Annotated in this window: 20 protein-coding genes; 9 read left to right on the forward strand and 11 right to left on the reverse strand. The window is 69.8% G+C overall.

Annotated elements, in window-relative coordinates:
• The first annotated feature begins 72 nt into the window (after positions 1 to 72).
• From QFZ52_RS09565 to QFZ52_RS09580, 4 genes are all read left to right on the forward strand, one after another.
• Positions 73 to 3,180, forward strand: coding sequence for an efflux RND transporter permease subunit (locus QFZ52_RS09565; protein WP_307497379.1), 3,108 nt, complete (start codon positions 73 to 75; stop codon positions 3,178 to 3,180).
• 203 nt (positions 3,181 to 3,383) lie between these two features.
• Positions 3,384 to 4,517 (forward strand): LLM class flavin-dependent oxidoreductase, encoded by a 1,134-nt coding sequence (locus QFZ52_RS09570; RefSeq protein ID WP_307497380.1) that lies wholly within the window; start codon positions 3,384 to 3,386, stop codon positions 4,515 to 4,517.
• On the forward strand, positions 4,514 to 4,987 hold the full coding sequence (locus QFZ52_RS09575) for a MarR family winged helix-turn-helix transcriptional regulator (RefSeq protein WP_307497382.1): 474 nt from the start codon (positions 4,514 to 4,516) through the stop codon (positions 4,985 to 4,987). Before QFZ52_RS09570 ends, QFZ52_RS09575 begins: the two co-directional genes overlap by 4 nt.
• Positions 4,988 to 5,089: 102 nt before the next feature.
• Entirely contained in the window at positions 5,090 to 5,620 is a 531-nt protein-coding gene (locus QFZ52_RS09580; protein WP_307497383.1) for a GtrA family protein, read from the forward strand.
• Positions 5,621 to 5,661: 41 nt separating this feature from the next.
• Here the strand turns inward: QFZ52_RS09580 and QFZ52_RS09585 are convergent, their stop codons facing one another.
• The 5 genes from QFZ52_RS09585 to QFZ52_RS09605 are packed head-to-tail and all read right to left on the reverse strand — an operon-like array spanning position 5,662 to position 11,567.
• Positions 5,662 to 6,819, reverse strand: coding sequence for a cysteine desulfurase family protein (locus QFZ52_RS09585; RefSeq protein ID WP_307497385.1), 1,158 nt, complete (start codon positions 6,817 to 6,819; stop codon positions 5,662 to 5,664).
• Positions 6,816 to 7,718 carry a carboxylating nicotinate-nucleotide diphosphorylase gene (gene nadC, locus QFZ52_RS09590; RefSeq protein WP_307497386.1) on the reverse strand — a complete coding sequence of 301 codons (903 nt, stop codon included), beginning with the start codon at positions 7,716 to 7,718 and terminating at the stop codon, positions 6,816 to 6,818. The genes QFZ52_RS09585 and nadC overlap by 4 nt, the downstream gene beginning before the upstream one ends.
• Positions 7,715 to 9,499, reverse strand: a complete 1,785-nt coding sequence (locus QFZ52_RS09595; protein WP_307497388.1) for an L-aspartate oxidase — start codon at positions 9,497 to 9,499, stop codon at positions 7,715 to 7,717. The genes nadC and QFZ52_RS09595 overlap by 4 nt, the downstream gene beginning before the upstream one ends.
• Complete coding sequence (nadA, locus tag QFZ52_RS09600; RefSeq protein WP_307497389.1) at positions 9,496 to 10,809, reverse strand: quinolinate synthase NadA; 1,314 nt, start codon at positions 10,807 to 10,809, stop codon at positions 9,496 to 9,498. Before nadA ends, QFZ52_RS09595 begins: the two co-directional genes overlap by 4 nt.
• Positions 10,806 to 11,567, reverse strand: a complete 762-nt coding sequence (locus tag QFZ52_RS09605) for an NUDIX hydrolase (protein ID WP_307497390.1) — start codon at positions 11,565 to 11,567, stop codon at positions 10,806 to 10,808. The genes nadA and QFZ52_RS09605 overlap by 4 nt, the downstream gene beginning before the upstream one ends.
• A gap of 249 nt (positions 11,568 to 11,816) precedes the next feature.
• On the opposite strand from QFZ52_RS09605, the gene QFZ52_RS09610 reads away from it, so the two are divergent.
• A complete protein-coding gene (locus QFZ52_RS09610; RefSeq protein WP_307497391.1) occupies positions 11,817 to 12,641 on the forward strand; it encodes an alpha/beta fold hydrolase in 825 nt (274 codons plus the stop codon).
• Between the two features lie 96 nt (positions 12,642 to 12,737).
• On the opposite strand, the gene QFZ52_RS09615 is transcribed toward QFZ52_RS09610, so the two are convergent.
• Positions 12,738 to 14,051, reverse strand: coding sequence for an MFS transporter (locus tag QFZ52_RS09615; protein ID WP_307497393.1), 1,314 nt, complete (start codon positions 14,049 to 14,051; stop codon positions 12,738 to 12,740).
• Between the two features lie 188 nt (positions 14,052 to 14,239).
• Between QFZ52_RS09615 and QFZ52_RS09620 the strand changes: the two genes are divergently transcribed.
• A complete protein-coding gene (locus QFZ52_RS09620; RefSeq protein ID WP_307497394.1) occupies positions 14,240 to 15,658 on the forward strand; it encodes a DUF2130 domain-containing protein in 1,419 nt (472 codons plus the stop codon).
• Between the two features lie 37 nt (positions 15,659 to 15,695).
• On the opposite strand, the gene QFZ52_RS09625 is transcribed toward QFZ52_RS09620, so the two are convergent.
• The gene (locus tag QFZ52_RS09625; RefSeq protein WP_307497395.1) at positions 15,696 to 16,061 is read right to left on the reverse strand and encodes a VOC family protein; all 366 of its coding nucleotides are present in this window, start codon (positions 16,059 to 16,061) and stop codon (positions 15,696 to 15,698) included.
• 93 nt (positions 16,062 to 16,154) lie between these two features.
• Here QFZ52_RS09625 and QFZ52_RS09630 point away from each other — a divergent pair, with 93 nt between their 5' ends.
• Positions 16,155 to 17,141, forward strand: a complete 987-nt coding sequence (locus QFZ52_RS09630; RefSeq protein ID WP_307497396.1) for a helix-turn-helix transcriptional regulator — start codon at positions 16,155 to 16,157, stop codon at positions 17,139 to 17,141.
• A 63-nt stretch (positions 17,142 to 17,204) separates the two neighbouring features.
• Here QFZ52_RS09630 and QFZ52_RS09635 read toward each other — a convergent pair whose 3' ends face one another.
• Both QFZ52_RS09635 and QFZ52_RS09640 read right to left on the reverse strand, forming a co-directional pair.
• Entirely contained in the window at positions 17,205 to 18,170 is a 966-nt protein-coding gene (locus tag QFZ52_RS09635; protein WP_307497397.1) for an MIP/aquaporin family protein, read from the reverse strand.
• 223 nt (positions 18,171 to 18,393) lie between these two features.
• On the reverse strand, positions 18,394 to 18,774 hold the full coding sequence (locus tag QFZ52_RS09640; protein WP_307497398.1) for a helix-turn-helix domain-containing protein: 381 nt from the start codon (positions 18,772 to 18,774) through the stop codon (positions 18,394 to 18,396).
• Positions 18,775 to 18,827: 53 nt separating this feature from the next.
• Between QFZ52_RS09640 and QFZ52_RS09645 the strand changes: the two genes are divergently transcribed.
• Positions 18,828 to 19,748, forward strand: coding sequence for an alpha/beta fold hydrolase (locus QFZ52_RS09645; RefSeq protein ID WP_307497399.1), 921 nt, complete (start codon positions 18,828 to 18,830; stop codon positions 19,746 to 19,748).
• Here the strand turns inward: QFZ52_RS09645 and QFZ52_RS09650 are convergent.
• Both QFZ52_RS09650 and QFZ52_RS09655 read right to left on the reverse strand, forming a co-directional pair.
• Complete coding sequence (locus QFZ52_RS09650; RefSeq protein WP_307497400.1) at positions 19,692 to 20,024, reverse strand: DUF202 domain-containing protein; 333 nt, start codon at positions 20,022 to 20,024, stop codon at positions 19,692 to 19,694. The genes QFZ52_RS09645 and QFZ52_RS09650 overlap by 57 nt on opposite strands.
• Before the next feature lie 2 nt (positions 20,025 to 20,026).
• Positions 20,027 to 20,383, reverse strand: coding sequence for a YidH family protein (locus QFZ52_RS09655; protein WP_082723999.1), 357 nt, complete (start codon positions 20,381 to 20,383; stop codon positions 20,027 to 20,029).
• Between the two features lie 71 nt (positions 20,384 to 20,454).
• Between QFZ52_RS09655 and QFZ52_RS09660 the strand changes: the two genes are divergently transcribed.
• Positions 20,455 to 21,573 carry an ADP-ribosylglycohydrolase family protein gene (locus tag QFZ52_RS09660; RefSeq protein ID WP_307497401.1) on the forward strand — a complete coding sequence of 373 codons (1,119 nt, stop codon included), beginning with the start codon at positions 20,455 to 20,457 and terminating at the stop codon, positions 21,571 to 21,573.
• The last annotated feature ends 96 nt before the right edge of the window (positions 21,574 to 21,669 follow it).

The raw sequence follows: 21,669 nt of genomic DNA on the forward strand, positions 1-21,669 counted from the left end.
CCCGCCCTGTGGCGGGGGTTCTCTGCATTCACGGCCGAGTCCCGCACTGACCGTTCCTGCTCAAGGAGTACCGTGTTCCGCCTCTCCCAGCTCTCCCTCGCCAACAGGGCCCTGATCGCGCTGATCACGGTGTTCGCCGCGGTGTTCGGCGTCATCACGATGGGCTCCCTCAAGCAGGAGCTCATCCCGTCGATCGAGTTCCCCCAGATCTCCGTGCTCAGCACCATGCCAGGCGCCTCCGCCGAAGTGGTGGACAAGCAGGTCGGCGAGCCTCTCGAACAGGCCCTGGGCGGCGTGGAGGCGGTCGAGTCGACCACCTCCACCTCGCGCAGCGGCGTCTCCACGGTGAGTCTCAAGTTCGCTTACGGCACCAATCTGGACCGGGCCCGCAACCAGGTGGACCGCGCGATCTCCAGCGCCAAGCGCAACCTGCCGGCCGACGTCGACCCCCAGTCCTATGCCGGCAACATCAACGACTTCCCGGTCGTCTACCTCGCCGTGTCCTCGGACCAGCCGCTGAGCGTGCTCAGCGAGCAGCTGAACCGCCTGAGCGTGCCGCGTTTGCTCAAGCTCGACGGCGTGCGCGGCGCCGAAGTCAGCGGCGCCACCGGTCAGTACGTCTCGATCCTGCCGCAGACAGGAGCGCTCGCCCAGCGCGGCCTCAGCGCCCAGTCGATCCGACAGGCCCTCAAGGACAACGGCTCGGTCATCCCGGTCGGGACCATCACCGAGCAGGGCAAGGAACTGTCCCTGCAGGTCGGGACCCGGGTCGACACCCTGGACGCCGTGAAGGCGCTCCCGCTTACGGGGGCGAACACCCCGACCACGATCGGCGACATCGCCCAGGTCCAGCTCAAGGACAACCCCGCCACCTCCATCACGCGCACCAACGGCGTGCAGACGCTCGCGCTCTCCGTCACGAAGAAGCCGGAAGCGGACACCGTGGCGCTCTCCCACGCGGTGCGGGACGCGATCCCGGCCCTGCAGGACGAACTCGGTCACGGCGCCAAGTTCACCTCGGTCTTCGATCAGGCGCCCTTCATCGAGAAGTCCATCAAGGACCTCACCACGGAAGGTCTTCTGGGCCTCGGATTCGCCGTGGTCATCATCCTGCTGTTCCTGCTCTCCGTGCGGTCCACGCTGGTCACGGCCATCTCGATCCCGCTCTCCCTGCTCATCACGTTCATCGGGCTCGGGGCTGCCAAGTACTCCCTGAACATCCTGACGCTCGGCGCCCTGACCATCGCGATCGGACGGGTGGTGGACGACTCGATCGTGGTGATCGAGAACATCAAGCGGCACCTCAGCTACGGCGAAGACAAGAAGACGGCCATCCTGACCGCCATCCGCGAGGTGGCCGGGGCCGTGACGGCCTCCACCCTCACCACAGTGGCAGTGTTCCTGCCGATCGCCTTCGTGGGTGACATCGCGGGCGAGCTGTTCCGGCCGTTCGCGCTCACGGTGACCATCGCCCTGCTCGCCTCGCTCTTCGTCTCCCTCACCATCGTCCCCGTCCTCGCGTACTGGTTCCTGAAGTCGGGGAACGTCCAGGGCCGCGAGCAGGCGGAGATCGAGCGGGAGGCCCACGCCAAGGAGGAGCGCTCCTGGCTCGCCCGTGGCTACGTCCCCGTCCTGCACGCCACGCAGCGCCATCCCGTCATCACCCTGGTCTCCGCCGTCGTGATCCTGGTGGCGACCTTCGCCATGACGCCGCTGCTGCCCACCAACCTGCTGGGCGACTCGGGCCAGAACAGCTTCACCATCCGGCAGTCCCTGCCTGCGGGCACCACCCTGGACGATTCCAGCAAGGCCGCGGCGAAGGTGGAGAGCGCGCTCAAGGACGTCGACGGCGTCAAGGACGTCCAGGTCATCCTCGGCAACGCCGGGACCGGCTACGGCGCCATGGTCTCCAGCGGCTCCTCCGACGCCAACTTCACGGTGACCACGGATGAGAAGAAGAACCAGCTGAAGCTCCAGGACGCGGCACGGGCCAAACTCGACGACCTGAAGGACGCGGGCAAGCTCACGATCGGCTCGCAGCAGGGCGGCTTCGGCAGCTCCAACACGGTGGACGTGACCATCCGCTCGGGCGACTCGGACGCCCTCGCCAAGGCCTCCCAGCAGCTCGTCACGGCCTTCGGCGACGTGCCGAACACCACCTCCGTGACCAGCAATCTGGCGTCCTCCTACCCCGTGGTCCAGGTGGAGGTGAACCGGGCCAAGGCCGCGGCGCTGGGCCTCTCGGAGCAGCAGATCGGCGGCCTGCTGGCCAGCGCGTCCAACCCGCCGCTCGATGTGAAGCTGCGCCTCGGCGTCACGGACTACTCCGTCCGCGTGGGCGAGGCCCAGCCGTTCCGCAGCATCCAGGAGCTCAAGGACAGCAAGATCCCGGGCACTCCGCTGACGCTCTCCGCGGTGGCCGACGTCCAGCAGGTCAACGTGCCGTCCAGCATCACCAGCAGCAACGGCCAGCGCACCGCCGTCGTCTCGGTCACTCCGGACGGCAGCAATCTGGGCGCGGTCAGCACGGAGGTGCAGAAGCGTCTGGCGTCCATCAAACTCCCGGCCGGCACGACGGCGGCCGTGGGCGGCGCGACGACGCAGCAGGCCGACTCCTTCCGTCAGCTGGGGCTGGCCCTGCTGGCCGCCGTCGCGATCGTCTACGTGATCATGGTGGCGACGTTCAAGTCCCTGGTCCAGCCGCTCATCCTGCTCGTCTCGATCCCGTTCGCCGCGACGGGCGCGATCGGCCTGCTCCTCGTGTCCCGTGTGCCGCTCGGCCTGCCGTCCCTGATCGGCATGCTCATGCTGGTGGGCATCGTGGTCACGAACGCGATCGTGCTGATCGACCTCATCAACCAGTACCGGCGGGCGGAGCCGGGGCGCAAGGCGATGTCCGTGGCGGATGCGATCGAACACGGCGCCCGCCGCCGTCTGCGGCCGATCCTCATGACGGCGGCGGCCACGGTGTTCGCCCTGACCCCGATGGCCCTCGGCCTGACGGGCGGCGGCGGTTTCATCTCGCAGCCGCTGGCGATCGTGGTGATCGGCGGGCTGGTGTCCTCCACGCTTCTCACCCTGGTCCTGGTGCCGGTCCTCTACCGCCTCGTCGAGGGGCGACGGGAACGGCGTCAGGAACGGAAGCAGGAGCACCACCGGCACGTCGCCGTGCAGGAGTGACTCGTCCCCCGGCTTGACCTGGGGGAACTCCACAGGACCCGGCCCGTCCGGGGCCTCGGCAGCACGCCGGCGCCCGGGGCGGGCCGCTCCGTTCCACCTCCGGATCCCCGGGAATAGATCCAGACCCTCCAGCGCTGACACGAGTGAAATTAGATGCAAATGCATATAATTTGGTAGAGTTGGACGTGGCCAAGGAGGCAGCAATGCAATTCGGAATCTTCACCGTGAGTGACATCACCACGGACCCCACCACGGGCACCACCCCCACGGAGCACGAGCGGATCAAGGCGACGGTCGAGATCGCCAAGAAGGCCGAGGACGTGGGCCTGGACGTGTTCGCACTCGGCGAGCACCACAACCGCCCGTTCTTCTCCAGCTCCCCCACCACCACGCTGGCGTACATCGCGGCGCAGACGGAGAAGCTGATCCTCTCCACCTCCACCACGCTCATCACCACGAATGACCCGGTGAAGATCGCCGAGGACTTCGCGATGCTGCAGCACGTGGCCGATGGCCGCGTGGACCTCATGCTCGGCCGCGGCAACACCCCGCCGGTCTACCCCTGGTTCGGCAAGAACATCCAGGACGGGGTGAACCTGGCGATCGAGAACTACAGCCTGCTGCGTGAGCTGTGGGACAAGGACATCGTCAACTGGCAGGGCAAGTTCCGCACCCCGCTGCAGAACTTCACCTCCACTCCGCGTCCCCTGGACGACGTCGCGCCGTTCGTCTGGCACGGCTCCATCCGCACCCCGCAGATCGCCGAGCTGGCGGCCTACTTCGGTGACGGGTTCTTCGCCAACAACATCTTCTGGCCGAAGGAGCACTTCCAGCGGCTCATCGCCCTGTACCGCGAGCGCTACGAGCACTACGGCCACGGCACGGCGGAGCAGGCCATCGTGGGTCTCGGCGGGCAGTTCTTCATGCGCCGGAACTCCCAGGACGCCGTCCGCGAATTCCGCCCGTACTTCGACAACGCCCCCGTCTACGGCCATGGCCCGTCCCTGGAGGACTTCACCTCGCAGACGCCGCTCACCGTCGGAAGCCCGCAGGAGGTCATCGAGAAGACCCTGAGCTTCCGTGAGACCTTCGGCGACTACCAGCGCCAGCTCTTCCTGGTGGACCACGCCGGCCTGCCGCTGAAGACGGTCCTGGAGCAGCTGGACCTGCTCGGTGAGATCCTGCCGGAGCTCCGCAAGGGCTTCGCCGAAGGCCGTCCCGCCACCGTGCCGGACGCCCCGACGCACGCCTCGCTCGTGGCCGCCAAGGAGGCCAAGCAGGCCGAGGGTGACGCCGCAGGACAGGACGAACCGGCCGGGCAGGTCGCGACGTCATGAGCAAGGCACCGCACGTCCGCACCGCTGCCGCCACCTGGGAGTCCCTCTTCCGGGCCCAGGTGGCGGTCATGCGGCGCCTCAATGAGGCTCCCGCCTTCCGGCAGGTCGGCGTGTCCCACAAGGTCAGCGTGAAGGAGTACGACGTCCTGTTCACGCTCAGCCGCTGTCCGGAGGGCTGGCTGCGCCTGCACGAGATCAACGATCGCGTGCTCCTCAGCCAGTCGAGCCTGAGCCGGCTGGTGGAGCGCCTGCAGAACCGTGGGCTGATCGAGCGTCAGACCGCGCCGGACGACGGTCGGGGCATCCTGATCCGCCTCACGCCAGAAGGCCGCGCGGTGCAGAAGGAGATCGGCCGGGCGCACGTGCGGGACATCGCCGCCGTCGTGGGCCCGGCGCTCAGTGAGGACGAGATGGCCGACCTCATGCGCCTGACCGAGAAGCTGCGGCAGGGACTCGGGCACCCGGAATAGGGCCCGGCCCTCCGCACGACCGGTGGTGGCCGGCCAGGAAATCCCCAGCCACCGCACAGCAATCCACCGGCACGCCACAGGGTGCCGTGAAAGACTGAGAGCATGAGCAGCAGCACCACCGGGACCGTCGGAAGCACGGCCGCCGCGGAACCCGGACCCGGGTCGCCGGCGGCCGTCGCCGTGACGGCTGAACCCGGCGGCGCCTCCACTGCGCGACCCACGACGGCGGCCTCCCGCCTCTGGGGCCAGATCGGCCGGTTCACGGTGGTGGGCGTGCTGTGCACGGCGGCGTCGATCGGACTGTACGCGCTGCTGCGCCCCTCCGTCGGACCCCAGTGGGCCAACGCGCTCGCTCTGGTCTCGACGTCGATCCTCAACACGGCCCTGAACCGAGCCGCCACGTTCCGCATCCAGGGCGGACAGGGCGCGGCCCGGGATCACGCGCGCGGACTCCTCGTGATGGGCATCGCCTGGGTCATCACGGCGTCCAGCCTGGCCCTGCTGCACTGGCTCCAGCCGGAAGCGACCGTCACCGAGGAACTCTGGACCACCACCCTGGCCGGGTTCCTGGCCACCGTGGTCCGCTTCACCCTGTTCCGGCAGTGGATCTTCCGCCGCGCACGGAACGCGTGAGCACGCAACACCTGAGCACGGAACGCCCGAGCGCCTGAGGATCAGACGGTTCCGGCGCCCAGCCTGCTGAAGATGTCGCCCAGCGCTCGCGCGGTCACCGTCAGGTCTTCGTCGCTCGTGTCCCGCGGCAGGCTGAAGCGCACCGCCGTGAGCGCCACGTCCGCCGGATGACCCATGGCCGTCAGGACGGCCGACGGCTCGCTGGACCCGGCGGCGCACGCCGAGCCGCTCGAACAGACGATTCCCCGCCGCTCCAGCTCGAGCAGCACCGTCTCCCCCGCCACACCGGGGAAGCAGAACGAGGCTGAACCGGGAAGCCGGTTCACGGGATCGCCCGTGAGCACCGCACCCGGGACGGTGTCCTGGACGGCGCGGATGAAGCGGTCCCGTCGAGCCGCTGCGGCGGCGCCGTCCGCGGCCCGGCGTTCGTCCTCGGCGAGTTCCAGCGCGGTCGCGAACGCCACCGCTCCCGCCACGTCCTCGGTTCCTGAACGGCGGTCCCTCTGCTGGCCACCGCCGTGCAGGAGCGGTTCAAAGGGAGTCCGGGCCTTCAGGTACAGCACGCCGTTGCCCTTGGGCGCGCCCAGCTTGTGACCCGCGAGGGACAGCGCCGCGACACCCAGCTCCCGGACGTTCAGCGGGAGTGCACCGGCTGCCTGCACGGCGTCGCTGTGCAGCGGGGCGCCGGCCTGCTGCGCGAGGGCCGCCAGGGCCGGGATGTCCTGGACGGTGCCCACTTCGTTGTTCGCATACATGACGCTCGCCACCGCCGTGCGTTCCCCCAGGAGCGCGGCGAAGTCCTCGGCGAGGACCACGCCCCGGTGGTCCACCGGAACGACATCCACCGCGAAGCCGTGCACCCTGGCAAGATACTCCGCCGATTCCGTCACCGCGGGGTGTTCGATCGCGCTGATCAGGACCCGGTCGAGCCGGGGATCGCGCGCCCGGCGGGCGAGGGCGATGCCCTTCAGCGCCGCGTTGTCGGCTTCGGTGCCGCCGGAGGTGAAGAGCACCTCCGCGGGGCGGCAGCCGAGCACGGCGGCCACCCGGCGTCGTGCGTCCTCCAGGACCGCCCGGGCGCTTTCGCCCACTTCGTGGTGGCTCGCCGGATTGCCGAACGTCCCGGACAGCACCGGCCAGAGCGCCTGCAGCACCTCGGGGCGGACCGGGTTGGTGGCCGCCGCGTCCAGGTAGATCACGGCGTGCCCTGGGAGTGGATGTCCATGTCGAGGCCCAGGTCCAGGTTGGCGACGCTGTGCGTGATCGCGCCGGAGGAGATGATGTCCACCCCGGTGGCGGCGATCGCCGCGATGGTGTCCAGCCGGACGTTGCCGCTCGCCTCCACGAGCGCCCGTCCCGCCACCCGGCGCACGCCCTCGGCGAGGTCCTCGAGGGAGAAATTGTCCAGCATGATGGTGTCCACCTCGGCGGCCAGCACAGGTTCGATCATCTCCAGACCGTCGACCTCCACCTCGAGGTGCACCGTGTGCCCAAGGCGGGATTTGCCGTCCAGAAGCGCCTGGGTGATCTTCCCGGGGTCTCCGCCGGTGAGGACCGCCAGGTGGTTGTCCTTCACCATGACCGCGTCGGACAGACTGTAGCGGTGATTGTGCCCGCCACCGCAGCGCACGGCGTACCGTTCGAGGTTCCGCAGGCCCGGCGTCGTCTTCCGGGTGTCGACCACCCGGGCACGGGTCCCGGCCACAGCCTCCACGAGCTCGTGGGTGGCGGTGGCGATGGCGCTCATCCGCTGCATCAGGTTCAGCGCGATCCGCTCGCCCAGCAGCACCGAGCGGGCCGGGCCCTCGATCAGGGTCAGCCGCTCTCCCGGCTCGAACGACCGGCCGTCCTCCACAAGCGGCGTCACCCGGACCCGGGGATCGACCAGCGCGAACACCCGCTGCACCACGGGTCCTCCGCTCAGCACACCCGGGACCCGGGCCCGCACCACTGCCTCCGCGGTCGCCTCCAGCGGAATGAACGTCTCACTGGTGACATCGCCGTGCGCGGCGTCCTCCTCGAGCGCGGTCAGGATGACCCGGTCCAGGGCCCGCTCGTCCGGGCCTGCCAGGAATCCGGTGGTCAGCGTCTGGTTCATGGGGTGGGGATCCTTCCGGAAGGCGAGGGGACGACGACGGCGCGCGGCTCGGCGCGCCAGCTGAGGTGCCGCTGGTCGACAGGCCGTCCGAGTGGGGCGTCCGCGCGGTGATGAGCGCCGACACTGACCTCACGGGAGAGGGCTCCCGCCACGAGGACCCGGGCGGCGAGGAGACTGTGCCGGAACGCGGGGGTGTTCGACCTCGCGAGCCAGCCGTCCAGCACGGACGCGGCGTGGGACAGCCCCTCCGCGGTGCGGGACATGCCGGCCTCCGCGGTCATGAGGTGCTGCAGCGCCTCGAGGCCCGGGGACTCAAGACTCGGGTCCTCACGACTCAGGGCCTCGGGGCGGGACGTCGCGGCGCCGGACACGGGCGCGCCGCCTTCGGTAGCCTCACCGGGGATCATCACCGGCAGCTCTGCCACGCCCGCCGCCGGATTGCCGGCGGGCCACCGGGTCCCAGCGGATTCGCCGGAACCCGCCCGTTCCGCCGAGAGCGCCTCGATGACGCGGCGGGCGAACACCAGCCCTTCCAGCAGAGAGTTGGAGGCGAGCCGGTTCGCACCGTGCACGCCGGTGCACGCCACCTCGCCGGCGGCCCAGAGGCCGGGGACGGACGTCCTGCCCCAGAGATCCGTGGCGACGCCTCCCATCCAGTAGTGGGCGGCGGGGGCCACCGGGACGGGCTCGCGCTCCCAATCGATTCCGGCGAGCGCCAGCGCGGCGCTGATACTCGGGAAACGGCGCGCCAGGAATCCCCGGCCCTCGCGTTCCACGAGTGGCCTGGCATCGAGGAACACGGCCCCTTCGGGGGTGCCGCGGTCGGCGAGGTGGGCGGCGACCGCCCGCGAGACCACATCGCGCGGAGCCAGCTCGGCCAGAGGGTGATAATCCGGCATGAAACGACGGCCCTCGTCGTCCAGCAGCACAGCGCCCTCGCCACGGACAGCTTCGGAGACCAGCCAGCCGTCCTGTGCCTGGCCCGGCAGCCGCAGCGCGGTCGGGTGGAACTGCAGGAATTCGGCATCCGTCACGACCGCGCCGGCCTCCAGTGCCAGGCCGACGCCCTCCCCGAGAGCCCCGGACGGATTGGTGGTCCGGGCGAAGAGACGGCCGGCGCCGCCGGTGGCCAGGAGCACCCCTGCCGCCGGCAATTCGTGGCGCACGCCGTCCCGCTCGAACACGACGCCGCGGACGCTTCCGCCGTCGCGGGCATCAGGCAGCAGCGCCGTGACCCAGGCGTTCTCCACCAGACTGACCCGTCCGGCCAGCACCTGGGCGATGACGGCCGAGACCAGGGCACGGACGATCCCGGCCCCGGTAGCGTCCCCACCGACGTGAAGGATCCGGGGGTGGGAGTGCGCGGCTTCCAGGCCGAGCGCCGGATCGCCGGACGCCCCGGCGTCGAAGCGCACGCCGAACCGTTCCAGATTCCGCACGTCCAGCTGCGCGCCCGAGCAGAGGATGCGGACAGCCTCCGGATCGCACAGTCCGGCCCCCGCGGCCAGCGTGTCCCGGACGTGGGCCTCCACCGAGTCCCCGGGGGCACGGCGGGCCTCGTCCAGGACGGCGCAGATCCCGCCCTGGGCCGCGAAGCTGTTACTGGCCTCCAGTTCGCTCCGGGTCAGGAGCACCACGGGGATTCCGGCTTCGGCGGCGAGCAGCGTGGCGTAGAGGCCCGCGATCCCGGCGCCGACCACGGCGAGCCCGGCGGACGGCGCGCGACCTTCGGATGGTGTGGCGGCGTCGTCGGCCCTGGGAAGGTCCGGACGGGCTGTCATGGCCGTGCCGCCAGCATCCGTTCCAGGGCGACGCGGGCGCCCTGCTGCACGGCGTCGTCTACGACGATCTGGTTCACGACCCGGCCCTGCACCAGTTCCTCCAGCACCCAGGCCAGGTAGGCGGGGTGGATGCGGTACATGGTGGAGCAGGGGCAGATCACGGGGTCGAGGCAGAAGATCGTGTGCTGCGGGTACTCGGCGGCGAGCCGGTTGACCATGTTGATCTCGGTGCCGATGGCGAAGGTCGTGGGTTCGGTGGCGGATGCGACGGCCTTCCGGATGTGGTCGGTGGACCCCGCCGAGTCCGCCGCGTCCACCACCTCCATGGGGCACTCGGGGTGGACGATCACGGTCACGCCCGGGTGGTCCTGACGGGCCTTCTCGATCTGCGCCACGGTGAAGCGCTTGTGGACCGAGCAGAAGCCCTGCCAGAGGATGACCTCGGCCTCCTCCAGGGTGGCCTCGCTGTTGCCGCCCAGGTCCTTGCGAGGATTCCAGAGGGGCATGTGCTCGAGCGGCACGCCCATGGCCTTCGCCGTGTTGCGGCCCAGGTGCTGGTCCGGGAAGAACAGGACCCGCTGCCCGCGTTCGAAGGCCCATTCCAGCACCGTCGCGGCGTTGGAAGACGTGCAGACGATCCCCCCGTGCTCACCGCAGAACGCCTTCAGTGCGGCCGAAGAGTTCATGTAGGTCACCGGGATGACGGGGAGCCTGCCGTCGGCATCCGGTGCGGTGCCGTAGATCTCCTCGAGCTGCTCCCAGCACTCCTGCACGGAGTCGATGTCCGCCATGTCCGCCATGGAGCAGCCGGCCGCCAGGTTGGGCAGGATCACGGCCTGGCGGTCCGTGGAGAGGATGTCCGCGGTCTCGGCCATGAAGTGGACCCCGCAGAAGATGATCGCCTCCGCCTCGGGACGGGTCAGGGCGGCGTTCGCGAGCTGGAAGGAGTCGCCCACGAAGTCGGCGTACTTGACCACTTCATCGCGCTGGTAGAAGTGTCCCAGGATCACGGCCCGGTCTCCCAGCACCTCTTTGGCGGCCAGGATGCGGCGGTCCAGTTCGGCGTCGCTCGCCTGCTTGTACTCGGCGGGGATCTCACCCTGGCGGGGCGTGCTCGACGGCGCGACGTCGGCGCTGGAGGCGCCCGGCCCGTACGCGGGGACGCCGCGAGCGGCCTCGGCGGCGTCGTACTCCCAGGGGCCGCTGGCCAGCTCGGTGCTGCACGTGCTCTGCCCGGCAGCCCGGGACAGCGCCGCGCTTTCGGCCTGCTCGCGGGTCAGGAGCTGAATGGTGGCGTTGACGCTGCTCATGAGGGGTTCCTTGCTGTGTTCGGTGCTGTCCGGGGAGTGCTCGACGGCGCGGGGCCGGTGTAGCGGTAGAGGCGCGGCGGGCGGTGCTTGCCGCCCTGGAGGTAGCGGTCGCTGGGTTCGATGCCGACGGCGCTGGTCACGTGCCGCCGGAAGTTCGCGGGATCGAGAGGCTTGTCCAGGACGGCCTCGTAGACCTCCCGCAGCTGGGCCAGCGTGAAGTACTCCCCGAGGAAGTGGAACGCGATCGAGGCGTATTCCATCTTGTTGCGGAGCCGCCAGAGGGCGTAGTCCACGATCTCCTGGTGGTCGAAGGCCAGGTCCTCGACCTTGTCCGCCCGGAACCAGCGGACGTTCTCCTCCTCCCCGGGCAGCTCGGCCTCCTCCGGCTGGACCAGCGCCCAGTAGACGATGCTCACCACGCGCTGAGCGGGCGAGCGGTGCAGGCCACCGAAGGCGTAGAGCTGTTCCAGGTAGCGGGGAGCCAGCCCCGTGGTGTCGAGGAGGTTCCGCGAGGCGGCCTCGGGCAGCGATTCGTCGTGGCGGAGGGGGCCGCCCGGGAGCGCCCACTGTCCTTTGAACGGCTCCCGGATCCGTCGGACCAGGGGAAGCCAGAGCGTCGGACGACCGGAGGTCTCGCTGGGTTTCAGCGCGAAGATGACCGTGGAGATCGCCAGCCCGGGCGCCGCGAGGCGGCGTTCCTCCACATTGCCGACCGGGTTGGCCTGCACGGGGACCGTCAACGGCTGCCACTGATCCATCGGCTCTCCTTTCCCGGGATTCGGGCTCCCGGCTCCTCCACCGAGTTAAAGTCGCTATGACTATAACTGAGGATAGTCCTCCACAGGCCCGACGGACAAGCGGATGAAGCGGGCTGTCCGGGACTGCTGTTCCCTCTCAGGCGAGCGGTAGAGTGACTTCACGGGCCGACCCAGGCCCCGGACCCCGACGACGGCGCCCCGGAGGCGACCGGCGCGACGGCCGCGAGATCACCCAGGAGGGACACGGACATGACCCGGCACGCAGGCCAGAACCAGCCGCACACCGTGGAGGGACGCGACCCCGGGCTGAACGTCGAAGTGTTCCGCGCTGACACCGACGCCGGCCTGCCGCCCATCCTGCTCGTGCACGGCTTCTCGTCCAGCATCGAGCTCAACTGGGTGCAGAGCGGCTGGATCCGGGACCTCCTGAAAGTCGGCCGCTGGGCCATCGCCGTGGACCTCCCCGGCCACGGACACAGCGAGGCGCCCGCCGACATGGACTCCTACTCCCCCGGCAAGATCCGCGCCGATCTGTTGCAGGCCGTGACCGACGTCGGGGCCCGGCCCCTGCGCGACGGCGACCCAGGCAGCGGCCTCGACGTCATCGGCTACTCACTGGGCGGTCGCATCGGCTGGGAGATCGCCGGCACACAGCGCGGGCTCGTCCGGCGCGCGGTGCTCGGCGGCCCGAGCCACAACGACCCGCTCGCGGAGTTCGACGTCGTGGCCGCTCAGCGTCACCTCGCCGACGGCACTCCGATCGCCGACGCGTCCACTGCGGCGCTGCTCACCATGGCTCAGCTGGTGCCGAGCAACAACATCTTCGCGTTCCTGCAGCTGATCGAGGCGGCGAAGGTCGAGCCGTTCGACCCGGAGGACGCCGTGCCCCATCAGGACGTGCTCCTCGCGGCGGGTTCGGAGGATCCCCGGGCGGCGTCGCTCCCCACCCTCGCGGCTCTGGTCGAGGAGGCGGGGGGTCACGCCGAGACCCTGCTGATCCCGGGCCGGAATCACACGAACGCCGTCACCAGCCGGGTCTTCAAGGAAGCCGCGCTCGAGTTTCTGGCGCGCTGACCCTGCCTCTCCCGCGTTCCGTGCGTTGAGTGCTCAGTAGTTGCGGGTTCAGACGCCCAGGACCCGCAACTACTGAGCACTCAACGGGGAGCGCACTCAGCGCGACAGGGCCTTGAGGATCCGCCCGGCCACCAGGCCGAGCAGCATGAGCAGCAGCGCGGCCGACCCGGACACCAGGAACGCCGGATGCGAACCGCCGGCCTGCGCCGCGGCGCCCGCCACGGCATAACCGAGAGCCGTCCCGGCGACGATCCCGCTCGAGAGGGCGGTCATGACGGTCGACATGCGCGCCGCGGGGGCCACCTGGGCGCCGATCGCGAACACGGTGACCATGAGCGGCCCCACCGCGACACCCAGCAGGAGCAGCACCGGGATGATGCTGCCGAGGGTGAGGGGAAGGAGAAGCAACGCACTGCCCGCCGTGAGGAGCAGGGCGCAGAACACCCACCGCGCACCATGGCGGAACTTCTCGGGCCAGGCGGCGATGGACAGCGCCATGACCGCGGAGCTGAGCCCCATGGCCGAGTAGAGCAGGCCCGCGAGCTCCGGGTTGGCGAACTCACCGGCGAAGGCGCTGAGTGCTGCTTGGGTGCCGCCGAAGAAGGTGCCCATGCAGACCATGGCCAGCACGGCGACGGCGACCATCGCCAGACGCAGGCGGGCCGCGCCGTCGGGGGCTTCCGCCGTCGTCGTCCCGGCCGGCGCGTTCCGCGTCCCCTGGACGGCGGTGACACTCGGGTGAAGGGCGAAGAGCGGGACGAGGACCAGAGTGAGCAGCGCGGCGAGCGCGAGCGGCAGCCAGGGGGCGAGGAACGCCGCCAGGACTCCCACGAGGGCGGGGCCGAGCACGAAGGTGAGTTCGTCCGTGGTGCCCTCGAAGGACATGGCGACGTCGTTCATGCCGGCACGCGAGCCACGCTTCCGTCCGATGAGCGCGAGCCAGCGCACCCTGGAGAGCGGCCCGACCTGCGGAGACGTGAAGCCACCCGCGAAGGCCGCCACCACGATCCACAGCACGGAGGGCTCCTGCGAGGTGAGGCAAGCGCCCAGAAGAAGGGCGAGCGAGACGACGTTGGCGGCCGCGTAGCCGAGGAGCACGGGACGCTGGCCCAGGCGGTCGGCGAGCATGCCGACCAAGGGCGCGCCCACCGCGGAGCCGATGCCGACCGCTCCGGCGGCCAGGCCGGCCGAGGCGTAGGAATGGGTCACGGCGGTGACCAGGCTCATGGTGCCGATGGTGAGCATGGCCAGCGGAAGGCGGGCCAGCATGGTGAGGAAGATGTACCAGCCGCCGCTGAGACGCGGAAGCTGGGCGTACTGCCGGAACATGCCGACGATGCGCTCCCAGGCGGAGACCGGGGATGCCGCCACGGAGGGGCGGTCTTCAGAGGTACGGGAGGGTGCTGTCATGCGCAGGACTCCTGAAAGGTGATACTGCAGAACGCAGTGCGCACCGTCCCTGCCACCCGATGCGCCCGACCCTTTGTACTCCCTCCAGTATACCGGCGTTCCCGTCCACGCAGCGCGTCAGAGTGTCGGCCGTCCGCTATAGGCTGAGGGCTGCGAATGCATCCTGGCGACGTGGAAGGAACGCGCACATGCACGAGGTGGTTTGCCCCCATTGTGGGAAGGCCTTCACGATCGATGAGGCGGGCTACGCCGAGATCGTCCGGCAGGTCCGGGACCGCGAGTTCGAGGAGCAGCTGCATCAGCGGCTCGAGCTGGCCGAGAAGGACAAAGCGGCGGCTGTGGAACTCGCCGAGTCGCGGATGGCCCAGGAGCTTCAGAAGTCCGCCAGCGCCAAAGACTCCCAGATCCAGGATCTGAAGGCACGGCTCGAAGCCGAGGAGACCGCGCGCCGCCTCGCTGTCGCGGAGGCCCTGGGCGGTCTGGAAAAAGAGCGCGACACCCTCCAGAGTGAGCTCCAGCAGGCCCGCCGTGACCAGCAGACCGCCACCGAACTGCTCGAAGCGAAGCTGCGCAGTGAATTGCAGGCCGCGGCCGCCGCCAAGGACGCGGAGATCCAGAGCCTCAAGGCGAAGCTCGACGCCGGCGAGACCGCCCGGCGGCTGGCGATCACCGAAGCGGTGGGCAACGTCGAGAAGGACCGCGATGCGCTGCGCAACGAGCTGGACCGCGCGGCCCTGGAGAAGAAGCTCGCGGAGCAGGCGCTCAAGGACAAGTACGAGACCCAGCTCAGGGACCGGGACGACGCGATCGAGCGTCTGCGGGACATGAAGGCCCGGCTGTCCACCAAGATGGTGGGCGAGACGCTGGAACAGCACTGCGAGACCGAGTTCAACCGCCTGCGGGCCACAGCGTTCCCGCGCGCGTACTTCGAGAAGGACAACGACGCGCGGAGCGGCAGCAAGGGCGACTACATCTTCCGCGACAGCGATGAGAACGGCACCGAGATCGTCTCCATCATGTTCGAGATGAAGAACGAGAACGACGGCACGGCCACCAAGCACAAGAACGAGGACTTCCTCAAGGAACTCGACCGGGACCGCGCCGAGAAGGGCTGCGAGTACGGCGTGCTGGTCAGCCTCCTCGAAGCCGACAGCGAGCTGTACAACGGCGGGATCGTGGACGTGTCCCACCGCTACCCGAAGATGTACGTGGTGCGGCCGCAGTTCTTCATCCCGATCATCACCCTGCTCCGCAACGCCGCGCTGAACTCGCTGAAGTACAAGACCGAACTGGAACTCGTCCGGGCTCAGAACATCGACATCACGGAGTTCGAGGACCAGCTGGAGGACTTCAAGAGCCGCTTCGGCAAGAACTACGAGCTGGCGTCACGGCGCTTCCACGAGGCCATCGACCAGATCGACAAGTCGATCGCGCAATTGCAGAAGGTCAAGGAGTCGCTGCTCGGATCGGAGCGGAACCTGCGGCTGGCCAATGACAAGGCGCAGGACGTGACCATCAAGAAGCTCACCCGCGGCAATCCGACCATGGCGGCCAAGTTCGCCGAGCTGTCCCGGCCGGACGCTCCGGAGCAGCCCACGCTGGAGTAGCGCGGGCGGCCCCGGGCGGGCTGCCGACGTCGGGCGCCTAGTCCACCGGCGAGACCCGGATCAGATTGCCGTCCGGGTCGGCGATGACGAAGGTGCGTCCGAAGACGTCGTCATGCGGCTCCTCCAGGACCGTGACCCCCTTCGCGGCCCACCGCGCGTACATCGCATCCACGGCCTCCGCCGAGCCGGGGACCATGAGCCCGATCTCGCTCGTCCGCGGCGTGCCCGGGACGGCGTGCTCGCTGCGGCCGGTCCACAGGGCGAACAGCACGCCCGGGGCGGCTTCGAACGCGACGTAGCGCGGGCTCGTGAAGGTGGGCGCCATGTCGAACAGATCGCTGTAGAAGGCGGTGGAAGCCTCGGCATCGCGGACGTAGAACAGGAACAGATTCGGTGCAGACATGAGATCTCCTCGGGTCGCTGATGATCGGTACAGGACCATCAGATCCTCTAAACACGACACCTTCTGTCACCTTTTCTGCGAGGATTGCTGTCCATGAAGGCTTCGCGGCTGCTGCATCTCCTCCTCCTGCTCCAGGTCCGCCAGCGCGTCACCACCACGGAGCTCGCGGAGCGCCTGGAGGTGTCTCGCCGGACCATCCTGCGGGACGTCGAGGCGCTCTCCGCGGCCGGGGTTCCGGTGTATGCGGAACGCGGACGCGCGGGCGGGATCGTCCTCCTTTCCGATGCCCGGCTCAACGCCTCCCACCTGGATCCGGAGGAGCTGGAAGCCCTGTCTCTGACGGGGCTGGACGCGGCGCAGCTCGACGCTCTCGGACTGTCCGCCGCGCACCAGGCGGCAGCACACAAGATCGCCGCGCGGGCCGCCGCGAACCCGGGAACCCGGCAGCTGGCCCGCCTGGCCGATCTGGTCCATGTCGAGAGCACGGCCTGGTTCGCCGATCCCGGCGCGGGAGCCGACGTCGCGGATCTCGCCTGGGCTCTCCGCACCGGCAACCGCCTGCGGATCGAGTACCGGCGCAGCGCGGAAGCCCAGCCGTCCTCACTCGACGTGGACCCGTACGGAATCGTCGCGAAATCGGGGCGCTGGTACCTCATAGCGGACGCGGACGGGGAGGGCCGCCTGTTCGCCCTGGAACGGCTCGCGGACTACCGGATGCTGGAGGCCCCGGCACGACTGCGCGACGGCGAGACCCTGCGGACCGCGTGGACGGCCCTGAAGGAACGCACCGAGTCATCGGGCCGGGTGCGCGTCACGGTCCGTCTGCGGGCGAACCGGCTCGACCTGGCCCGGCGGATCCTCGGGTCCCGGCTGAAGACCGTCGATCCTTCGGAAGCCGCGGATCAGGACGGCTGGTGCACCGCGGTGCTGCACTATCCGGACCTCGAATCGGTGCGGCAACTGCTCCAGTTCGGGGACCATCTGGAGGTCCTCTCCCCCGACGGCGCCCGCGACGTCATCCGCCGTCTCGCCGAGGATCTGGCCCTGCGGCACGCGCCGCGTCCTGCCGGGGACGGCTGACGCCGGAAACGCGCAGGGGCCGCCGACCTCGTGGTCGGCGGCCCCTGCGGAGAGGGAAGCGGGCTACTTCTTGTCGAAGAAGTCCCGGGCCTCCTCATGCTCGGCGGCGGCGCGAGCGCCGTCGGCCTTCTCCTGAGGAGCCTCCTCCACCACGGTCTCCTGCACGACCTCCTGAGAGGCCTCCGGCGCGACGACGCCGGTCCCGGCCTCCGCCGGCAGGCCGGCCTCCGCGGCGCGGACCTCCTCCGCTGCCGCGAGGTCGGCGCCGGTGACACTGATGAGGCGTGCCACCATGCCCGTCAGCAGGGCGCCGGCGAGCGGTGCGACCCAGAAGAGCCACTGCTGCTGAAGGGCCCACGGCTCGGCGAAGATGGCCGTGGCCAGGGCCCGCACCGGGTTGAACTGGCTGTTGGACAGCCCCTGGGCGAACTGTCCCAGAACGGCGAGCGCCAGGCCCACGGAGACGGCGGCGGCGGGGATGTTGCGGTTCTTGCCGTCCTTGCTCGCGGCGAGGTACACGGCGGCCAGCACGGCGGCGCCGACGATCTCCACCAGGAGGACGCCGGGCAGCTGCACCGAGAAGGGCGAATGCTCGGCGTAGCCCGCGGCGACGAAGCGGAACGAGCTGTCCACCTTGATGCCCGGGATGTTGCGGAGCACGGCCGCGAGCGCCAGCGCGGCGCCCAGGGCGCCGACCAGCTGTGCGAGAAGGTAGACGATCGCGTCACGCCAGGCCGATCGTCCGGCGACGGCGGAGGCGAGACTCAGCACAGGGTTGAAATGGCCGCCACTGACGCGCCCCAGGGCGTACATCGCCGCGATGGTCGCCAGACCGGTGGCGATGGGGCCCGGGAACAGCGCGAGTGAGGTGTTGGTGAACATCACTACGCCCGCACCGGCCAGGACCACCAGGAAGGTGCCCAGGACCTCGGCTCCGGCGCGCAGCAGTAGGCTGTGCGCCGGCTTCTGTCCGCTGCCGGGAATCGTACGGATGGCCGTTTCGGCGCGCTCAGCGTCGACGGAAGTCATGAATGTCCTGTCCTTCGAATGTCAGCTTGATGTGGTGCGCGGCAAGGTTCCGGCCACGCGGGCCCCCTCACCATGGCATCACTGCCTGGGAACCCCCTGTAGCTGTAAGTCTAGTGCCAGGGGTCCCCGGGCTGAGCTCTGCGAAGTCCGGGGCAGGCACTGGACGCTAGTGCCAGGGGTCCCCGGGCTGAGCTCTCCGAAGTCCGGGGCAGGCGCTGGACGCTCACGAGGACGGGATGCCGCCCGACGCATATCGCGTGCAGTCCGGACATCTCGACAGCAGATCATGAGTACATCCGAGGACATGTTCGAGAAATCGCTCGGCGTCCTCCAGCTGCGAACGCTGCGAGCGGATCCGTGCCAGCCGGTGTCCGATGACCTCGGCCCGCCCGGCCTCATCGCGATGCAGGATGAGCCGGATCTCCGCAAGGCTCATCCCTACCCCCTGGCACGCCCGCACGACGCTCAGCCGGGTGACCTGATCGGACGTGTACTCCCGGTGTCCCGACGGGGCCCGGTCCGGCACGACGACGCCCATCTCGTCCCAGTGCCGGAGCACGTGGATGTCGACCCCGGCTTCTCTCGCGGCCATCCCGATCTTCATCCCTGACCACCTTTCCTTGACCTCAGGTTGACCTGAGATTTTACCGTGGCCTCATGAGCATCCATGAACCAGTCCTGCCGGAACCGACCATCGTGACCGTTGACGGCCACGCCATCGCGACGCGCGTCCTGGAACCGTCCGGGCCATCCCGGGGTGACATCGTGTTCTGCCACGGCACGCCCTGGTCGTCCGCCGTCTGGGGCGCTGTCGCACAGGACCTGCGGCGGGACCATCGTGTCTTCCTCTGGGACATGCCCGGCTATGGCGACTCCGCGATGGGTCCGTCCGTGTCCACCAGCCTCCGGGCTCAGGCGCCCCGGCTCGTCCGGCTCCTGGACCGGTGGGAACTCGACCGGCCTCATGTCGTCGCGCACGACATCGGCGGGGCCGTCGCGCTCGGCGCCCACCTCCTCCACGGGGCGGAGTACTCGGATCTCCTGCTGTGGGACATCGTCACGCTCGAACCGTGGGGGTCCCCATTCTTCCGCCTGGTGTCGGATCACTCCGGGGTCTTCTCGGAGCTTCCACCCAGCCTCCACGCCGCCCTGGTCAGGGAGTACATCTCCGGAGCGCTGGCCCGAGACCTCCCTGCTGAGGACATTCACCGGCTCGTGTCACCCTGGCTGGGTGAGCCGGGTCAAGCCGCGTTCTATCGGCAGATCGCGTCGCTGAGCGCGGAAGACACCCGGCCCCTGGCCGAACGCCTCGGGTCGGTCCGCTGCCCCACCCGCATCGGCTGGGGCGCACAGGACCCGTGGATCCCGCTCGAGCAGGCTTACCGGCTCCAATCGCTTCTTGCCGGCAGCCCGGACGTCACCGTTCTTGACGACGCAGGCCATCTCGCTCCGTATGAGGATCCCGCCGCGGTGTCCGCGGTCCTCCGGGGCTGGCTTGCGGACATCGAGGATCACTCCCCCTCAGCGCACCAGCATCACGGCGACCGCACAGCAGGCCAGAAGACACACGGCCGCTGAGCTGCCGGCGACGGCGAGCGCCCGGGGCGCCCCTTCGCCGTCGCGCAGGTGCCGCACGCGAAGGACCGCGAAGGTGCACACCACGACGGTGGCGGCTGCCGCGGCGGCCACGGCGACGCCGTTCGCCACGGTCACGGCGCCACTCCCGTCGGCACGGGGGAACAGCCAGGACCGCAGGATGAAGAAGTCCACCACCAGCAGGGAGAGGAGCGTCCGTCGCCAGGCGAGCGCGGTGCGCTGCGGCTGGAGCCCCGGGTCCCGCTCGGTGTCGTCCATGCTCAGTGCCGCACCACGATCAGCACGGCCAGGACCATCGCGGCCAGGACCACCACCACGCTCATGACCAGCAGGATCCAGGAGAACGGCAGTTCCCGCCCCTGACGCATGGCGTCCTCGGCCTGAGCCCAGCGGCGGTACGCCATCCCGGCCAGTCCCGCGCCGATCAGCGCCAGGACCACGCACAGCGTGATGCGAAGAAACACCGGGGCGATCCCGGGCGCCAGCTGGTCGACGGCGACGGCTCCGGCGAGCAGTGCCAGCGACGTCCGGAGCCATGCCAGGAAGGTCCGTTCATTGGCCAGGGAGAAGCGGTAGTCAGGGGCAGTGCCACGCTGCCGCCACCGAGGTTGTCGCATGAACCAAGGGTACCGGCGCAGCGACGCCGGGCCGCGCGCCGGGCGCCCTTCCGGGACGATAGATTGGCACCATGGCAATCGCATCGAAGATCCGCGGCTCACTCCTGGGCGGCGCCCTCGGGGACGCTCTCGGCTACGTGGTCGAGTTCGACCGGACCCCCGTCATCCGCGAGCGCTTCGGCGCCGAGGGACTGCAGGGGTTCGAGCAGCTGAGCGGTCCCGTCGACTTCTCCGATGACACGCAGATGACCCTGTACAGCGCGGACGGCCTCTCGGAAGTGCTCGCCTGGGCCCGGGACGGGGTCGCCGCCGACGAACTGGCCTGCGTCTGGCTCGCCTATCTCCGCTGGCTGGAGACTCAGGGAGTCGAGCTGCCGGACTCCGCGCCGCACCCTCAGCCCCGCTGGATCGACGACCAGGAGATCCTCCGCCATCAGCGCCATCCCGGCAACGCCTGCCTGACAGGCCTCTCGACCGGGCAGATGGGCACCCCGGCCCGCCCCGTCAATCCCGACAGCAAGGGCTGCGGCACCGTCATGCGGTCCGCCCCGTTCGGCCTGGTCCCCCAACTGGCCCCCGAGGCAGTGCTGCGCCTGAGCGCCGACGCCGCGTCCCTCACCCATGGGCATCCGTCCGCCCGGCAGTCGGCCGCGCATTTCTCGCTCCTCGTTCATGAACTGTTGCTCGGGGCATCGCTCGATGACGCGGCCGCCGCGCTGGCGGCGCGGCTCCGGAAGGACACCGCGACCGACCCCGCTCTGCTGCTCCGCGTCTCCCGCGCCCTGGAGCTCGCCGCCGAGGGCCGCGTTCTGACGCCCGAACGGCTGTGCGCTGAGCTCGGCGAGGGATGGGTGGCTGAAGAAGCACTCGCCATCGCGCTGTACGCCGTGCTGGCCACCCGGCCCACGGGTGATGCTTCCGGCACGACGACGCCGGGCACCCCCGCCGCGCAGGCTCAGCAGGCTGCCGGGCAGTCCGCCGCGGCCCAGGCCCAGCGGCACTTCCGTGCCGCCGTCGCACTGGCGGTGAATCACGACGGTGACTCCGATTCCACGGCGTCCCTGGCCGGCAACATCCTCGGGGTGCTGTACGGCGAGGAGGCGCTTCCGGAAGCCTGGCTGAGAGGCGTCACGGGTCTGGACGTGGTGGAGCACATCGCGGACGAACTCGCCCGGCTCGTCGCGGAGTAAGGCGCAGAGGAGTAAGACGCAGAGGAGTTCGCAGAGCGGCCCGCACTGCGGCGACGGTACTGCGCACACGGCACTCAGCGGACCCCGGTCTCAGCG

The organism is Arthrobacter woluwensis (assembly GCF_030816155.1).
GTDB lineage: Bacteria > Actinomycetota > Actinomycetes > Actinomycetales > Micrococcaceae > Arthrobacter_E > Arthrobacter_E woluwensis_A.

Excerpts from the sequence above, each read along its gene's own strand:
- QFZ52_RS09570 (WP_307497380.1), top strand. The coding sequence starts at position 3,384 with ATGCAATTCGGAATCTTCACCGTGAGTGACATCACCACGGACCCCACC.
- QFZ52_RS09575 (WP_307497382.1), top strand. The coding sequence starts at position 4,514 with ATGAGCAAGGCACCGCACGTCCGCACCGCTGCCGCCACCTGGGAGTCC.
- QFZ52_RS09580 (WP_307497383.1), top strand. The coding sequence starts at position 5,090 with ATGAGCAGCAGCACCACCGGGACCGTCGGAAGCACGGCCGCCGCGGAA.
- nadC (WP_307497386.1), bottom strand. The coding sequence starts at position 7,718 with ATGAACCAGACGCTGACCACCGGATTCCTGGCAGGCCCGGACGAGCGG.
- QFZ52_RS09595 (WP_307497388.1), bottom strand. The coding sequence starts at position 9,499 with ATGACAGCCCGTCCGGACCTTCCCAGGGCCGACGACGCCGCCACACCA.
- nadA (WP_307497389.1), bottom strand. The coding sequence starts at position 10,809 with ATGAGCAGCGTCAACGCCACCATTCAGCTCCTGACCCGCGAGCAGGCC.
- QFZ52_RS09605 (WP_307497390.1), bottom strand. The coding sequence starts at position 11,567 with ATGGATCAGTGGCAGCCGTTGACGGTCCCCGTGCAGGCCAACCCGGTC.
- QFZ52_RS09610 (WP_307497391.1), top strand. The coding sequence starts at position 11,817 with ATGACCCGGCACGCAGGCCAGAACCAGCCGCACACCGTGGAGGGACGC.
- QFZ52_RS09615 (WP_307497393.1), bottom strand. The coding sequence starts at position 14,051 with ATGACAGCACCCTCCCGTACCTCTGAAGACCGCCCCTCCGTGGCGGCA.
- QFZ52_RS09620 (WP_307497394.1), top strand. The coding sequence starts at position 14,240 with ATGCACGAGGTGGTTTGCCCCCATTGTGGGAAGGCCTTCACGATCGAT.
- QFZ52_RS09625 (WP_307497395.1), bottom strand. The coding sequence starts at position 16,061 with ATGTCTGCACCGAATCTGTTCCTGTTCTACGTCCGCGATGCCGAGGCT.
- QFZ52_RS09630 (WP_307497396.1), top strand. The coding sequence starts at position 16,155 with ATGAAGGCTTCGCGGCTGCTGCATCTCCTCCTCCTGCTCCAGGTCCGC.
- QFZ52_RS09635 (WP_307497397.1), bottom strand. The coding sequence starts at position 18,170 with ATGACTTCCGTCGACGCTGAGCGCGCCGAAACGGCCATCCGTACGATT.
- QFZ52_RS09640 (WP_307497398.1), bottom strand. The coding sequence starts at position 18,774 with ATGAAGATCGGGATGGCCGCGAGAGAAGCCGGGGTCGACATCCACGTG.
- QFZ52_RS09645 (WP_307497399.1), top strand. The coding sequence starts at position 18,828 with ATGAGCATCCATGAACCAGTCCTGCCGGAACCGACCATCGTGACCGTT.
- QFZ52_RS09650 (WP_307497400.1), bottom strand. The coding sequence starts at position 20,024 with ATGGACGACACCGAGCGGGACCCGGGGCTCCAGCCGCAGCGCACCGCG.
- QFZ52_RS09655 (WP_082723999.1), bottom strand. The coding sequence starts at position 20,383 with ATGCGACAACCTCGGTGGCGGCAGCGTGGCACTGCCCCTGACTACCGC.
- QFZ52_RS09660 (WP_307497401.1), top strand. The coding sequence starts at position 20,455 with ATGGCAATCGCATCGAAGATCCGCGGCTCACTCCTGGGCGGCGCCCTC.